The 15,053-nt window shown below is 43.3% G+C and carries 14 protein-coding genes; 5 read left to right on the forward strand and 9 right to left on the reverse strand.

Annotated features, from left to right (window positions below; genetic code table 11):
* Positions 1-70: 70 nt before the first annotated feature.
* Together B3R63_RS06445 and B3R63_RS06450 are read right to left on the reverse strand one after the other, a co-directional pair.
* Positions 71-316: a DUF2171 domain-containing protein gene (locus tag B3R63_RS06445; protein ID WP_286729217.1), complete on the reverse strand. Its 246-nt coding sequence runs from the start codon at positions 314-316 to the stop codon at positions 71-73.
* Positions 317-596: 280 nt separating this feature from the next.
* A complete protein-coding gene (locus B3R63_RS06450; protein WP_286729219.1) occupies positions 597-2,531 on the reverse strand; it encodes an ATP-binding cassette domain-containing protein in 1,935 nt (644 codons plus the stop codon).
* Positions 2,532-2,745: 214 nt separating this feature from the next.
* On the opposite strand from B3R63_RS06450, the gene B3R63_RS06455 reads away from it, so the two are divergent.
* From B3R63_RS06455 to erpA, 4 genes are all read left to right on the forward strand, one after another.
* Positions 2,746-3,753, forward strand: a complete 1,008-nt coding sequence (locus tag B3R63_RS06455) for a putative solute-binding protein (RefSeq protein WP_286729221.1) — start codon at positions 2,746-2,748, stop codon at positions 3,751-3,753.
* A gap of 197 nt (positions 3,754-3,950) precedes the next feature.
* Positions 3,951-4,958, forward strand: coding sequence for a putative solute-binding protein (locus B3R63_RS06460; RefSeq protein ID WP_005017500.1), 1,008 nt, complete (start codon positions 3,951-3,953; stop codon positions 4,956-4,958).
* A gap of 132 nt (positions 4,959-5,090) precedes the next feature.
* Positions 5,091-6,095 carry a putative solute-binding protein gene (locus tag B3R63_RS06465; protein ID WP_286729224.1) on the forward strand — a complete coding sequence of 335 codons (1,005 nt, stop codon included), beginning with the start codon at positions 5,091-5,093 and terminating at the stop codon, positions 6,093-6,095.
* Positions 6,096-6,219: 124 nt separating this feature from the next.
* The gene (erpA, locus tag B3R63_RS06470; RefSeq protein ID WP_005017496.1) at positions 6,220-6,555 is read left to right on the forward strand and encodes an iron-sulfur cluster insertion protein ErpA; all 336 of its coding nucleotides are present in this window, start codon (positions 6,220-6,222) and stop codon (positions 6,553-6,555) included.
* 52 nt (positions 6,556-6,607) lie between these two features.
* On the opposite strand, the gene B3R63_RS06475 is transcribed toward erpA, so the two are convergent.
* On the reverse strand, positions 6,608-7,453 hold the full coding sequence (locus B3R63_RS06475) for an alpha/beta fold hydrolase (protein WP_034683466.1): 846 nt from the start codon (positions 7,451-7,453) through the stop codon (positions 6,608-6,610).
* Between the two features lie 113 nt (positions 7,454-7,566).
* Complete coding sequence (locus B3R63_RS06480) at positions 7,567-8,697, reverse strand: anhydro-N-acetylmuramic acid kinase (protein ID WP_005017492.1); 1,131 nt, start codon at positions 8,695-8,697, stop codon at positions 7,567-7,569.
* Positions 8,698-8,760: 63 nt separating this feature from the next.
* On the opposite strand from B3R63_RS06480, the gene tyrS reads away from it, so the two are divergent.
* Positions 8,761-9,993 carry a tyrosine--tRNA ligase gene (tyrS, locus tag B3R63_RS06485; protein WP_005023807.1) on the forward strand — a complete coding sequence of 411 codons (1,233 nt, stop codon included), beginning with the start codon at positions 8,761-8,763 and terminating at the stop codon, positions 9,991-9,993.
* An 84-nt stretch (positions 9,994-10,077) separates the two neighbouring features.
* Here the strand turns inward: tyrS and B3R63_RS06490 are convergent, their stop codons facing one another.
* The 5 genes from B3R63_RS06490 to ileS form a co-directional block, all read right to left on the reverse strand.
* Complete coding sequence (locus B3R63_RS06490; RefSeq protein ID WP_005017485.1) at positions 10,078-10,617, reverse strand: NADPH-dependent FMN reductase; 540 nt, start codon at positions 10,615-10,617, stop codon at positions 10,078-10,080.
* A gap of 114 nt (positions 10,618-10,731) precedes the next feature.
* Complete coding sequence (locus tag B3R63_RS06495; RefSeq protein WP_286729227.1) at positions 10,732-11,193, reverse strand: citrate:sodium symporter; 462 nt, start codon at positions 11,191-11,193, stop codon at positions 10,732-10,734.
* 311 nt (positions 11,194-11,504) lie between these two features.
* On the reverse strand, positions 11,505-11,987 hold the full coding sequence (locus tag B3R63_RS06500) for an FKBP-type peptidyl-prolyl cis-trans isomerase (RefSeq protein WP_005017480.1): 483 nt from the start codon (positions 11,985-11,987) through the stop codon (positions 11,505-11,507).
* Positions 11,984-12,520, reverse strand: coding sequence for a signal peptidase II (lspA, locus tag B3R63_RS06505; RefSeq protein WP_286729229.1), 537 nt, complete (start codon positions 12,518-12,520; stop codon positions 11,984-11,986). The genes B3R63_RS06500 and lspA overlap by 4 nt, the downstream gene beginning before the upstream one ends.
* Positions 12,513-15,053: isoleucine--tRNA ligase (gene ileS, locus B3R63_RS06510; RefSeq protein WP_286729231.1), on the reverse strand; the 2,541-nt coding region annotated here is incomplete at its 5' end. The genes ileS and lspA, both read right to left, overlap by 8 nt.

A 15,053-nucleotide genomic window follows, 5' to 3' on the forward strand; every position in this document is an offset into this window, starting at 1 on the left:
ATTTTTAAATGAAATAAAAGGATTACCTTTAAATAGGGTAATCCTTTTATTAATATAATTTTAAATTATATTATACAGCTTGCCATTGCTGTTTTGCTTCACTGGCTGTCAGGTTTAAAATTACCTGATTATTGCTGACTTCCTGTACCCAAGTCAGAGGAATTAAATGATGTTTTCCATCACTGTCTTCATCATTCTTGATAAGTTTTAGTTGATCTTCATCTTCTAGGTGGTCAACACGGCCTACATGTTCGTTATCTGAACCCAAAACTTCTGCATGTTGAGTAATTTGACTGAGATCGATACCTGTTGCCATGCTTCTTTCTCCTTTACTTATATAGTTTAAGTCATTTAGATCATTCAAAAATAAAAAATATTTATGAATAATCTCTATCTCTAGTATTATTCAGATATGAATAATTAATTTAAATAATTTAGAGAATTAAAAATAATAAAGAAATCTTTTTAGGTAATACTTATGTAAGGTTTATTAATAAAATATAAAATTATTATAAAACTGTAGCAAAAATGATTTTGAAATTATTTTTTAAGCATATAACCTGATTTTAATTAAAATCAGGTTATATGGAATTAGATTACTGAAATGATTGTTCCAACTCTTCAAGCTCCATCATTAGTTCCAGAAGCTGTTCTTCTGCCTCGGCTAAAGCGAGCTTGAGTTCTGTCTGTTCATTCATCAGTTTAAGCAGGTCATTCTTGCGGTCATTATCATAGAGCGATGAATCACCTAGTTCGGTTTCAAGTGTCTCAAGACGCGGCTGTAATTTTTCAATACGGGCTTCGCATTGTTCGATTTTCTTGCGGACCGGGCGAGTTATATCACGACGGCGTGCAGCTTCTTTACGCTGTGCTTCTTTATCAACTTTGGAAATAGCAGGTACATCAACAACTACAGATTGGATTGGCGCAGCAGGCTGCTGGCCCTGTTTCATGATTTGTGTACGGGCCTGACGTAGCCAGTTAGCATAATCCTGAAGGTCTCCTTCAAACTCGGTCATACGACCGTCATGTACCAGTAATAACTCGTCACAAACACTGGCAATCAGCTGTCGCTCATGTGATACCAGAACTACCGCACCCTGAAAGTCCTGTAAAGCCATAGTTAATGCGTGACGCATATCTAGGTCTAGATGGTTGGTTGGTTCGTCAAGGATCAGGACATTTGGACGCTGCCAGACAATCAGGGCCAGAGCCAAGCGGGCCCGTTCTCCACCCGAAAAACTTTCACTGGGTGTATCCATGCGTTCGCCACTAAAACCAAAGCTACCTAAAAAAGAGCGCAGGCTGGCCTCACTGACTTTCTTGTCGGCAATTCGTGCCAGTTGCAGCATAGGGCTGGCCTGACCATCTAGGGCATCCATCTGGTGCTGGGCAAAATAGCCAATATTGAGCAGTTCTGAAGGATGACGTAAACCTTTAAGCAGGGGCAGATCACCTACGAGTGATTTAATCAGAGTAGATTTACCTGCTCCGTTCATTCCCAGCAGGCCAATACGGCTTGAAGGCGTAATCTGAATCTGGATATTGGTGGCAATCAGTTTTTCCCCATAACCAATATCCGCATGTTCTAATGTCAGTAGGGGTGAACTCATTTTGCTAGGTTCACGGAAACTGAACGTAAAGGGAGTATCAACATGGGCAGCCGAAAGTTCCTGCATTCGCTCCAGTTGCTTGATTCGACTCTGTGCCTGACGTGCTTTGGTGGCCTGTGCCTTAAAACGGTCAATGTATTTTTGCAGGTGTGCGCGGGTTTCTAGCTGTTTTTCATAAGCCTGCTGCTGCTGGGCCAGACGTTCACTACGGGTCCGTTCAAAAGTGGAATAATTTCCGGTATATAAAGTAAGCTCCTGATTTTCAATATGCAGGATATGATCAGTGACAGCATCAAGAAAATCACGGTCGTGTGAGATTAGAACCAAAGTGCCTTCATAGGCATTTAACCAGTCTTCCAGCCATAAAATGGCATCAAGGTCCAAGTGGTTAGTCGGTTCATCCAGCAAAAGCAGGTCTGAGCGGCTCATCAGGGTACGGGCCAGATTCAGACGCATACGCCATCCTCCAGAAAAACTGGATACTGCTAGTTTTAGCTGATATTCGAAAAAGCCCAGACCTGCCATAAGCTGTGCTGCCTTGGCAGGAGCCGAATAACCATTAATCTCGTCAAAGCGGCCATGTAAATGGGCAATATCATGATCAGATAGCTGGTCGGACTGTTCCAGTTTTGCCTGAATTTCCCAATATTCTTCATCACCTGATAATACAAAATCCAGTGCTGCCATATCCAGTGCTTCGACTTCCTGTGCCATATGGGCAACTGTCCATACTGCAGGACGGCTTAGAGAACCTTCATCGGCCGACATATTGCCGAGCAATGCCGAAAACAGAGTGGATTTACCGGCGCCGTTAACTCCGGTCAGACCAATCTTCCAGCCTGGATGCAGTTGCATGCTCGCTTTTTTAAAGAGTATACGGCCACCGCGGCGAATCGAAAGTTGGTCAAGCTGAATCATGAATACGCAAATCTATTATCAGAGGTAGGCCATTTTAAAGGATATCTGCCAGGAAAAACAAAAAATCACCTGCCTCTGCAAAAGAATGTGAATTTCATCTAATAATTTGACTCAACACAAAAACACTTTATCGGAAATTAGAGTGAATGCTCTATTTTTGTACAGTTAAGCTGTTTATAGTGATAGAGCCCTCATTTAAACAATAAGACTCAGGATGAATAAGGGAAAAATTCTGTTAGCTGCTGCTTCACTTTTTTTATTTGCTCATTCAGCCCAAGCCAAAATAGATATCTGTGTTTTTGATTTGCTGGGCAAAGCTGGCGAGTCCTATAAACTGATGGAAGACTGGCTGCTGGCTTCCAAGAACTGGAATGCTGATATCGGACTAAAAATTGTAGCAGATGAGGCACAGGCAGAGCGTGAGTTTCGAGCTGGAAATTGTGATGGTGTGTATATGACTTCTATTCGTGCTCGTGCTTTTAACAAATTTGCTGGTTCAATTGATGCCCTAGGTGGGGTACCTAGTAATGCAATAGCCCAAAAGGCCATCAGCTATGCTCTGGATCAGCGTAATAGTAAACGTCTGGTGAGCAGACTGGAGGGACAGGTATATGAAGTTGCCGGAATCGGTCAGCTCGGCGCAGCTTATATTTTTGTAAAAGACCGTAATATTAATACAGTTGAAAAAATCGCCAAGAAAAAATTTGCAGTTCTTGGGCATGATGCTGCTCAACGGATCATGGTACAGCGTATTAATGCCAAGCCAGTGGCCTCGGAAATTTCGAATTTTGTCAGTAAATTCAATAATGGACAGGCGGATATTGTTGCAGCGCCTGCGTATGCTTACCGGCCTCTGGAAATTTATAAAGGTATGGGTCCAAATGGCGCCATGATCAATTTCCCGGTAGTCAATGTTACTGCAGACCTAATTATCCGGCCAGATAAATTTCCACAGGACTTTGCTGCCAAGTCACGTCAATGGTTTTTAAAACAGTTGCCTCGCAGCATAGCTATGGTACAACGCCTTGAAGCAGGCATTCCTGCAAAATTACGAATTCAGCTGTCCAGTGAAGACCGTACTGCTTATCAACGTTTATTACGTGAAGGCCGTATCGATTTGACCCGTCAGGGCATTTATGATGAGACCATGATGCGTGTGTTAAAAAGGGCGCGCTGCACAGTAGAGCGGACTAACTTTGAGTGTTCACTTTCGGGCGAATAATACAAAATGACAGTTTTATAGCTATTGATTTCCTGAATATAAGTATAGATAGAAAATTTTAATTACTTAAAAAATGCAGAGATAGATCACAATTTAAAAAAATGGAGCAAATACTCTATTTTTTTTAAATAAAGCTGGGTAATATCTTGCAATGTAAGGGAAGTTCGAGAATAAAGTCTCAAAAAAGGAAGAAAACAATGAAAAGAATAGTACTGACTGCTGTTACCACTGCACTTTTAGGTCTAGCAGGCACTGCTCAGGCCAAAGTAGATGTTTGTGTCTTCGATTTACTGGGTAAATCTGGTGAATCCTACAAAATGATGGAAGAGTGGGCATTGGCTGCAAAATCCTGGAAAGCAGATATTAACCTGGTTCCACGTCAGGATGAAGCTGTAGCGGACAGTGATTTCAAGGCAGGTAAATGTGATGCAGTTTTTATGACTTCAATGCGCGCCCGTCCGTATAACAAATTCGTGGGTTCTATTGATGCCTTGGGTGCTGTGCCAAGTAATGCTGTGGCCCAACGTGCAATCTCTTATGTACTGGATGCCCGTAATGCCGGCAAAATGACTACAACTCTGGGTGGCAATAAATATGAAGTTGCCGGTGTATCACCTTTAGGTTCAGCTTATATCTTTGTACGTGATAAAAATATTAATTCTGTTGAGAAAGCAGCAGGTAAGAAGTTTGCAGTACTGGGCTATGACAATGCCCAGAAAATTATGGTACAGCGTATTGGAGCACAGGCAGTCCTGTCTGATGTATCTAACTTTGTGGCCAAATTTAATAATGGCCAGGTCGATATGGTCGGTGCGCCGGCTTATGCCTATAAACCTTTGGAAATTTATAAAGGTCTGGGCAGTAATGGCGCGATGATGAATTTCCCGGTATTACAGGTAACCGCTGACTTGGTCTTGCGAGCCGATAAATTCCCGGCTGGTTTTGGTCAGCAATCACGTACCTGGTTTGCCAAACAGCTGCCAAAAAGCTTTTCAATGATTCAGCGTTTAGAAGCCGGTATTCCGGGCAAATATAAAATGAATCTAAGTGCTGAAGACAAGCTTAAATACCAGAAGATGTTACGTGATGGCCGTATGGATTTAACCAGACAGGGTATTTATGACAAAAATATGATGGCAGTATTGAAGAAAGCTCGCTGTGCAGTCGATAAAGCCAACTTCGAATGCTCTATGGCAGGCGAATAAATTATGGAAGTTAAAAAGCCTGGCTATAAACCGGGCTTTTTTGTCTGTATTTTTATAGGTATGTAAGGTCAGTACTCAGCTGCCGGATAGAAAACAGAAAATAAGAAAAAATAAAATTAAAAGGATAAAATTATGCAATGGACTAAAGCACTTGTGCTGGGTGCAGGAATATTAATGGCAGCAGAAGCAGCTCAGGCAAAACAGGTTTTTTGTGTTTTTGATCTGGTCGGTAAAAATGGCGATGTATATGCTTTAATGAAAGACTATCAGCTTGCTGCTAAAAACTGGGGAGCAGATATCGAACTGCGTGTAGGCCAGAATGAGGCAGTGATTGCTGAAGATTTTAAAGCCGGGAAATGTGACGGAATTAGTGTTACCGGTATGCGTGGCCGACAGTTTAATAAATTTACCGGTTCCCTGGATGCAATCGGAGCTATTCCGGACCTTAAGTTGGCTGTTAAGGTCATGCAGGGCTTAGCCAGCCCGACTTTTGCCAAATATATGACCAATAGTAAATATGAAGTTGCAGGAGTGATTCCGATCGGCGATGCATTCTTGATGGTAAATGACCGTAGTATTAATACAGTTGCTAAAGCAGCTGGCAAAAAAATTGCAGTTCTTGATTATGATGAAGCCCAGAAGATTATGGTTCAGCAAATCGGGGCGCAGGCAGTTAGTGCCGATGTAACTAATTTTGGCAGCAAGTTCAATAACCGCCAGGTAGATATTATCGGCGCGCCGGCAGCCGTGTTTAAACCGCTGGAATTACATAAAGGTCTCGGTACCAAAGGCGCTATTGTTAATTATCCAATTCTGCAGGTAACAGGAAACCTGATTATTCGCCCAGACAAGTTCCCCGCAGGCTATGGACAAAAATCGCGGGAATGGGTCAAAACCCAGTTACCACGTGCATTTAGCATTCTTGGAAAAATGAAGGCGGATATTCCACAGAAATACTGGATGAATATACCAGCAGCAGATAAGCCGGGTTACCAGAAACTGATGCGTGAATCACGGATTGACCTGACCAGACGTGGTATTTATGACAAGCGCATGATGAAGCTGTTATGGCAATTCCGCTGTAAAGAAGACCGCAGTAATTTTGAATGCAGCCTACAGGATGAGAACTATAAATAAACCTGATAAAATAACTCAGGATAAACTTTAAAGTTCAGGCGCTGGCCATATATTGAGTATGTTATACTTTAAATATATGGCCTTTGCCTTTTAAGGCAGATGAATTTGTTGAGGAACGCCCAGTATGAATGCCCCAGCTCTTGTGTTGTCAGATAATGCTGCAAATAAAGTACGCCAACTCCGTGAAAGCGAAGGGAATCAGGATTTAATGTTACGTGTCTATGTAACAGGAGGCGGCTGCTCAGGATTCTCTTACGGTTTTAACTTTGCTGAAAGCATGAATGAAGATGATGCTGAATTTACCAATGGCGATGTGACCATGCTGGTAGATTCACTAAGTTACCAGTATTTGGTAGGTTCAGTGGTTGATTATATTCAGGGACTGGAAGGATCACGTTTTATCGTTGAGAATCCGAATGCTACTACGACCTGCGGTTGCGGATCTTCATTTTCAATCTAGAAGATAACTGTTTAAAAAACCCATCCTGAGATGGGTTTTTTTATCACTTTAGTTAAGCCTGAATCTGCTCCAGGATAAGCTGGCTGACTACAGCAGCTTGCTGCACAGGAAGCCAGTGATTGGCCTCTAACATGACTTCACGGTATGGCGCCTGTACATAACGCTGGTTTAGTTTAACGCCAGCATCACTAATAGCCACATCCTGGGTACCGCCGATAAACAGAGTAGGGACAGTGACCGGATCGAATCGCTGGAAACGGGCATTGAAAGGTAGTGCCCGATACCAGTTCAGGCTATAACTTAAACGGCCCTGTTCCAGCATTTCTGTTTTGAAAATTTCCAGTTGCTGCTTGGTCATCCCTGAATTTTTAAGTAAACCCAGACCTATTTTTGGAAATTTTTCAAATAATAATTCTGGCAATTTAGGCAGCTGAAATAACCCGATATAATAAGATTTAAATAGCTGGTCCGAGGCAAGCAGGGCACGCAGGAAAGCGCCTGGATGAGGTACAGATAATACCACCAGATTTTTTAATTTTTTAGGGTAATGCATAGCGTATTCCCATGCCACAATTGCTCCCCAGTCATGGCCAACCAAATGGACTGGCTGGTTAATCTGGTCAATCAGCAGATCCAGATCTTGAAGTAGCTCCTGCATCCGATAAGCCTGACGTCCTTCAGGGCGTGCATCAAGGCTATAGCCACGCTGGTTCGGTGCAAAGGTACGAAAACCTGCTGCATTGAGCTGAACCCGGACCTGATCCCAGCACTGTGCCGTTTCGGGAAAGCCATGGAGCAGTACCACAGCTTCACCTTCTAGCGGACCGCTATCGATCAGGTCAAAGCTCAGTTCACCACGATGATAACGCTCAAGGCGCTGTTTACTTAAATCAATCATCTTTTTTCTCTTATTGTTACTTTGAATTTTTGTTTAGTCATATATTTTAGTAAAAATTACTGCGGTGTATCTTCACCAGAAAGTATGCTGTAGCTCACTTATAGCCAGTCTAATCAGGCTGCAGTCATACTGCCTAAAATGCGAAAGCCTTGTGCACCGGTAACAGCAGGCAGGTTACCACTTTGCTGCTGTACAAACCGCATAGCAAGCCAAGCAAATGCTGTTGCTTCTACCCAGGTTGGACTAAGGCCCAGACTGTCAGTAGTCTGCACACTCCACTGATGCTTGCGCAGGCGCCAGCGTAACTGGTCTAATAAATGTGCATTGTAAGCACCGCCGCCACATACATATACTTCACCTGTATCCAGTCCTGAACGGTAAATGGCTTTTTTAATTGCCCTTGTGGTCAGCTTTAATAAAGTAGCCTGTACATTTTCGGGTGTATCTTCCAGCTCATCATACCCCAGATCGTCATTACGCCAGTCCTGTATCTGCTCATCCAGCCAGTCCAGATTAAAGTCTTCACGTCCGGTACTTTTTGGAGGTTCTTTCGAGAAATACTCATGCGCTTGCAGGCGTTCCAGTAAAGCACGAATTGGCTGGCCATAAGCAGCCCAACTGCCATTTTCATCATAAGGATGGCCTGTATAACGCTGACACCAGCCATCCATCAGGATATTGGCCGGACCGGTATCAAACCCATAGACTTTCTCGGGCTGACCAGCGGGTAACAGGCTGACATTGGCAATACCTCCCAGATTTAAAATCACCCGGTGAATTTCAGGATGCTGAAATAGGGCCTGATGAAAAGCCGGCACGAGCGGTGCACCTTGGCCACCGGCTGCCATATCACGACGACGAAAATCAGATACCACTGCAATACCAGTCAGTTCGGCAATAATATGAGGGTCACCAATCTGTAGGGTAAAATGATGTTCAGGACGATGACGAATAGTTTGGCCATGTGAACCGATGGCCCTGATCTGGCTACGGTCAAGAGCATTTTTTTCAATCATCTGGTTAATACCATGACCGATCATTTGGCCCAGAGCAACATCAGCAGCTCCCATCCGGTCAATTTCATTATCATCTGGCAGGGTTAATGCCATCAGCTCGTCACGTAATTCCGGATCGAATGGTAATGTCAGGGTAGCGTGGAGCCGGAGAGGATCAAAAGAAGCAGCAACGATATCGACACCATCCATGCTGGTGCCGGTCATTACCCCGATATAGATCGCTGTCATGATGATTCTTAAGCCTGCAATGTGCTGAAAAAGTGTTAGTATATCTCACAAATTGTATAACTGATGTGTTTGGGTTTTGTGATGTCAAATTTCCTGCCGGCTGAAGAACAACTTGCCCTCATTCAACGAGGCACTCATGAAATTATCTCTGAAGAAGATCTTCTGAAGAAATTAAAAGAAAACCGTCCCCTTAAAGTTAAAGCGGGTTTTGATCCAACTGCCCCTGACCTGCATCTGGGTCATACGGTTTTAATTAATAAGCTTAAAGTATTTCAGGATTTAGGCCATGATGTATATTTCCTGATTGGTGACTATACTGCCATGATCGGTGATCCGACCGGCAAGAGTGCAACACGTCCGCCATTATCGCGTGAGCAGGTTTTGGAAAATGCCAAAACCTATCAGGAACAGGTCTTTAAAATTCTTGACCCAAATAAAACCAAGGTGGTATTCAACTCAGAATGGTTTGCCAGCAAGACTGCGGCTGATCTGATTCAACTGGCTTCCCAGCAGACCGTTGCACGTATGCTGGAACGTGATGATTTTACCAAGCGCTATAGTAGTCAGCAGCCGATTGCGATTCATGAATTTTTATATCCGCTGGTGCAGGGTTATGACTCGATTGCTCTGGAAGCGGATGTTGAGCTTGGCGGTACAGACCAGACATTTAACCTGTTAATGGGCCGTACCCTGCAAGGCCGTTATCATCAAGAGCCTCAAGTCTGTATTACCGTACCAATTCTAGAAGGCTTGGATGGTGTACAGAAAATGTCGAAGTCTCTGGGCAATTACATCGGTGTATTTGATGCACCAGGCGCAATGTACCAAAAGGTACTGTCGATGCCAGACAGCCTGATCGAACGTTACTTTGAACTGCTCAGCTTTAAATCGATGCCTGAAATTCAAGATCTGCTCAAAGAGATGGTAGAAGGCCGTAATCCGCAGGAAATCAAGCGTATTCTGGCACTGGAACTGGTTGAGCGTTTCCATGGCAGTGAAGCAGCGGCCAATGCGCATAAAGGTGCAGGAAATATTATTACTGAAGGTGAATTGCCAGAAGGCACACCTGAAGTAACTATTTCTCGTGCCGAATTTGGTGGTGAAATCTTTATTGCGTCCATTTTGCGTACTGCGGGTTTAACTAAAAATGCAGCGCAGGCTAAGGATGCTGTAGCGCGGGGCGCCGTTAAAGTTGACTGGGAAGTAGTAGATGCAGACTTTTCAGTAAAAGAAAATAAAACTTATATTATTCAGGCAGGTAAAAAGGCGATTGCTAAAGTTACCTTTACTGACTAAATAGATGAATAAAAAAGCAGGTCTCTGGACCTGCTTTTTTATCACTTTTATTTGACAGAATCATTTGAACTATAGGATATATTGCTAAATAGCGTGATTGATCAGTTTTTCTATCACTGATCTTAGGATCTTAATCTCGGCTTCATTACCTTCAAACTGCTCAGTTTGGTTACGCTTGAAAATATCACGAATTTCTAGAGTAGCGTTAGAGTCGATTAAACCCAGATAGGTCCCGACCTGGCGTAACTGGTCAATTGAACGTGAACCATTGGTTGCCCCATAACCCACATAGGCAGCAGGTTTGCCTTGCCATTCTTTACCTAAGTAATCCAGAGCATTTTTCAGGGCTGGACTATAACCATGATTATATTCAGGACTAATAAAAATAAAGCCATCACCTTCGGAAATTTTTTCTGCCCATTGCTGTTGTTTTGGCTGGTCATAGATACCTGTAATGGGCGGATGGCTTCCGGCAAAAACAGGCAAATCCCATTCTTTTAAATCAACGATTTCAGTTTCCAGGGTGTTATAGTCAAAACTCTCAATTGCCTCGAGAACCCATTTGGCAACCTTAATAGCAGTACGACCTTCACGTATGCTGCCTACAATAATATAGATTTTCATGATATTTTCCGGTTGGGCATGATCTTTATTAAACTAATTATTTTTTTGGAAAGCGCCTAGACAGAATTTGTATCTCTATTTTAAAACATCAAAACTTATGAACCAGTTTAATTTTTAAGCAGGTATGATCGTTAGATGGCTATTCAATATTTCAGGTCGTTCGAACTGATCTATGACTGGAGAATAAGCTTTTTGACATAATAAAATGTCTGTATCCATGAATGCCTGTAGAAGGTGAAATATATTAATCTGCGGACATTGCTCTGTCCGGGAAAACTGCCAGGCCTGTTGCAATAAAATAATTAAAGCTTCACTTAACACCAATGTACTGTTTTTTTGAATATGTGCTGAAAGTAAAGCTGTATTCAGCTGCCGGCTGAGCTCCAAGACAGAAATATCATAACGGTCTAATAAAAAGATTAATTCATTTGGTTCGGGTTGCTTTAAGAGCTGTAAAAAAAGATGAGATATTTGGACTTGGGCAATCTGGTGCTGGGCACATTCATTCAGGGCTTGTAACAATGCTTCGCGTATTGCGCTAGAAAGACAACGTAATAAAACAGTTAGTGTCAGCATAACAACTCATTGTTTTTAATCATACAGCACTTAAGCTGAGTAATAATTTTTATAATTAAAACTGGGATAAAGTGTATTTTTAGATATCTGCCAGTCTTTATGGCTGATTGAATTTTAGCCTGATATATAGCCAGGCGTGAAGCTGCATTCATCGCTTTTTATTATATAGACCTTTAGAAAAATTGCCTGCTGATCATTTAAATGATCAGTAAACTGGCTAGACATTTAAATATTTAGTTTATATTTTACTTATAATAAAAAAAGCCGGACATACACAGACCGGCTTCAGAATGATTGATTTTAGGCAGCATCTAGATGAGTTTAATACCTTGCTGACCTGCTGGTGTAACCTTGAAGATTTCAACCTCAAAACTGATATTTTTACCTGCTAGCGGATGGTTAAAGTCTATCTCGGTCATATCATCATTCACTGATCTGACCACACCGTACAGGCTGCTTTTGGCTTTATCTTCAAACTCGATCATTTGGCCAACCACAGGGCGTTGTTCAAATTTGACCGTATCAAATCGTTGAATATTTTCCGGATTCCACGGTCCAAAGGCATCTTCTGCCGGTAAATGTACAGTACGGCGGTCACCTGCCCTTAAACCAAAAAGAGCCTGTTCAAAGCCTGGCAGTAAATTACCGTCACCAATCACCAGACTCACCGGCTCCTCACGGCTGCGGGTATTATCTATTTCAACACCATCTTCAATGGCAACTGAAAAGTGCAGCTCTACCTGAGAACCTTCTTCAATTCGAGTATCTTCATTCGGGTTGAGTAACTCTGTCATTTTGTTGCCTCTGCACGTTGAATCCGGTGTTTTTCCAGAAAGAAAGTATCGATTAATAACAGGATTGTTCCAAGAGTGATGGCACTATCAGCAATATTAAATGCAGGAAAGTGACTATTCTGATAGTAGATATGAATAAAATCTACTACATATCCCAGACTGACCCGGTCTATCAGGTTACCGATGGCGCCCCCTAGAATCAGGGCAATAGCCATTGGTAAAATGACCAGATGTTTTGGCATACGCATTAGCCAGAAAACAAACAGCAAGGAAACTCCAGCCGCCAGTCCGGTAAATAAATAACGCTGCCAGCCACCGGCATCAGACAGAAAACTGAATGCTGCACCATAATTATGTAGCAGCGTCCAGTTTAAAAAGGGCAGTACGGCTACCGGATCGGCATAGTTCAAATGGTTTGTTGCAATCCATTTGGTCCATTGATCCAGAATAATGGCAACAATTGCCAGCCCGATCCACACCAGATTATGTGGATAGAACCGGAACCAGCCTTTTCTTTGCGGTGTATTAGGCATATTTTCTCTCTTCGCCCTGACCAGAAGGAAGGTTAATTAGGCAGCGTCCGCAAATACCTGGATGACCTGCATGTGTATTAACATCAGGCAGTACATGCCAGCAGCGAGCACATTTTTCACCTTCTGCCGCTGAAACTTTGACACGCAGACCTTCGAGCTCGGTACTTTCACCTGCTTCCTCAAAGTCATGAACAATAACCTGAGAGGTGATCAGGACAAAGCGTAGCTCGTTGCCTAGCTGGTCCAGAATGCTTTTTAACGCTGGTTTGGCCCAGAGTTCAACCTTGGCAGAGAGGTTAGAGCCGACCAGTTTAGCGTTACGTGCAGCTTCAATCTGTTTATTTACTGCAGATTTTACTGTAATTAGTGTTTGCCAGTTTTCTTCAGAAATCAGATTGGCTGTTGAGGCCACCGGAATCTGATACCACTCACTCATAAATACATATTTTTCTGACTGCTCAGGAATCAGTGGCCAAGCCTCTTGTGCAGTAAAGCTCAGGATTGGGCTCATCCAGCGGATAAAGGCCTGTACGATATGATATAACGCAGTCTGCGCAGAGCGACGTGCCTGAGAGTCGGTTTTGGTGGTGTACTGACGGTCTTTAATAATGTCCAGATAAAAACCGCCCAGATCATTAATACAGAAATTGGTTAGTGAGCTACAGACGACATGAAAGTTCATTTCATCATAAGCAGTAAGGATGCTCTGCTGAATCTCATGCGCACGTTGCAAGATATACTGATCCAATGCAATCAGCTGGTCTACTGGCAGTGCATCAGTACTTGGCTTAAAGCCATTTAGATTGGCCAGCAGGAAGCGTAGAGTATTACGGATACGGCGATAACTGTCGCTAACACGGTTAAAGACTTCTTTACTTGCTGCAATTTCATAGCGGTAGTCGCTTGAAGCAACATACAGGCGTAGACCATCAGCTCCCAGCTGCTTGATGATGTCATCTAGCGGGATATAATTCCCTAGCGATTTTGATAGCTTGCGTCCGTTTTCATCTACTGTAAAGCCATGGGTCAGTAAGGCTTTGTAAGGCGCACGGTTATGAATCGCTATAGACGTCAGCAGGGATGACTGGAACCAGCCACGATGCTGGTCTGAGCCCTCTAGATAAAGGTCAGCCGGGCTTTCCAGATCTTCACGCTGGTCAAGTACAGCATAGTGGGTTGTACCTGAATCGAACCAGACATCCAGCGTGTCACGCACGGCATTATAGTGCTCAGCATCATCACCAATAAAGTCTTTCGCTTCACGGTTAAACCAGGCATCAATACCTTCCTGTTCAATCAGCTTGGCAACTTCTTCGATCAGTTCCGGAGTACGCGGATGCAGCTCATTGGTATCTTTATGTACAAAAAACGGAATTGGCACACCCCAGGTACGCTGACGTGAGATACACCAGTCCGGGCGGCCATCAATCATGGATTCAATCCGATTTTTACCCCAGCTTGGTACAAATTCGATGTCATTTTCAATCGCATCCAGTGCACCCTGACGTAAATTTTGCTGATCCATACTAATGAACCATTGAGGCGTTGCACGGAAAATAATAGGAGTCTTGTGGCGCCAGCAATGTGGATAACTGTGTCGAATTGGCTGATGTGCCCACAAACGGCCTGCTGCACCAAGGGCTTCAATGATTTGCGGATTGGCTTTATAGATGTGTACACCCGGGAAAAGTGGTGAAGTTGGCAAATATACTCCATTGCCACCCACCGGATTATCGACTTTCAACTGATAGAGCAGACCAACTTTATAGTCATCTACACCATGGCCAGGCGCAGTATGTACTGCACCCGTACCACTGGTTGCAATCACATGTTCACCTAAAATGACCGGAACCTGGCGATCTGCCAGAAGTGGGTGCTGGAGTTGCAGGTTTTCAATCACTGCGCCGGTAAAATCGGCCAGTACTACCGGGTTTTCTAGCTTATAACGTTCTACAGCAGACTCTACCAGATCTTTAGCCAGAATCAGATTGTGTAAGCCTTTGTCTGTCTGGGTCTGTACCAGCTGATATTCAATTTCAGCATGTACTGAAACTGCCTGGTTAGCCGGAAGGGTCCATGGTGTTGTGGTCCAGATAACAATATCAGTAGGCACATCAATCTCTACCTTCAAACGGGTAGATAAGTCTTTTAAGTCAACGACATTAAAACCGACATCAATTGCATCAGATTTTTTATCTTCATATTCAACTTCAGCTTCAGCCAGTGCCGAGCCACAGTCCATGCACCAGTTCACCGGCTTTAAGCCAGGCTGAATATGACCATTTTTCTGAATCTGGCCCAGTGCACGAACAATATCTGCTTCCTGCTTGTAATTCATGGTCAGATAAGGATTATCCCAATCACCCAGTACGCCCAGACGCTTGAAGTCGTTACGCTGCAGATCAATTTGTTGTGAAGCATATTCACGGCATAATTTACGGAAAGTGGCTGCATCAACTTTTTCGCCCACTTTACCTACTTTTTCTTCAACTTTGAGTTCAATTGGCAAACCGTGGCAGTCCCAGCCTGGAAC

The organism is Acinetobacter sp. UBA1297 (genome assembly GCF_002307755.1).
GTDB classification, from domain to species: Bacteria; Pseudomonadota; Gammaproteobacteria; order Pseudomonadales; family Moraxellaceae; genus Acinetobacter; species Acinetobacter radioresistens.

Bases quoted from the DNA above. Each gene is read 5' to 3' on its own strand.
- B3R63_RS06445 (WP_286729217.1), bottom strand. From the start codon at position 316: ATGGCAACAGGTATCGATCTCAGTCAAATTACTCAACATGCAGAAGTT.
- B3R63_RS06450 (WP_286729219.1), bottom strand. From the start codon at position 2,531: ATGATTCAGCTTGACCAACTTTCGATTCGCCGCGGTGGCCGTATACTC.
- B3R63_RS06455 (WP_286729221.1), top strand. From the start codon at position 2,746: ATGAATAAGGGAAAAATTCTGTTAGCTGCTGCTTCACTTTTTTTATTT.
- B3R63_RS06460 (WP_005017500.1), top strand. From the start codon at position 3,951: ATGAAAAGAATAGTACTGACTGCTGTTACCACTGCACTTTTAGGTCTA.
- B3R63_RS06465 (WP_286729224.1), top strand. From the start codon at position 5,091: ATGCAATGGACTAAAGCACTTGTGCTGGGTGCAGGAATATTAATGGCA.
- erpA (WP_005017496.1), top strand. From the start codon at position 6,220: ATGAATGCCCCAGCTCTTGTGTTGTCAGATAATGCTGCAAATAAAGTA.
- B3R63_RS06475 (WP_034683466.1), bottom strand. From the start codon at position 7,453: ATGATTGATTTAAGTAAACAGCGCCTTGAGCGTTATCATCGTGGTGAA.
- B3R63_RS06480 (WP_005017492.1), bottom strand. From the start codon at position 8,697: ATGACAGCGATCTATATCGGGGTAATGACCGGCACCAGCATGGATGGT.
- tyrS (WP_005023807.1), top strand. From the start codon at position 8,761: ATGTGTTTGGGTTTTGTGATGTCAAATTTCCTGCCGGCTGAAGAACAA.
- B3R63_RS06490 (WP_005017485.1), bottom strand. From the start codon at position 10,617: ATGAAAATCTATATTATTGTAGGCAGCATACGTGAAGGTCGTACTGCT.
- B3R63_RS06495 (WP_286729227.1), bottom strand. From the start codon at position 11,193: ATGCTGACACTAACTGTTTTATTACGTTGTCTTTCTAGCGCAATACGC.
- B3R63_RS06500 (WP_005017480.1), bottom strand. From the start codon at position 11,987: ATGACAGAGTTACTCAACCCGAATGAAGATACTCGAATTGAAGAAGGT.
- lspA (WP_286729229.1), bottom strand. From the start codon at position 12,520: ATGCCTAATACACCGCAAAGAAAAGGCTGGTTCCGGTTCTATCCACAT.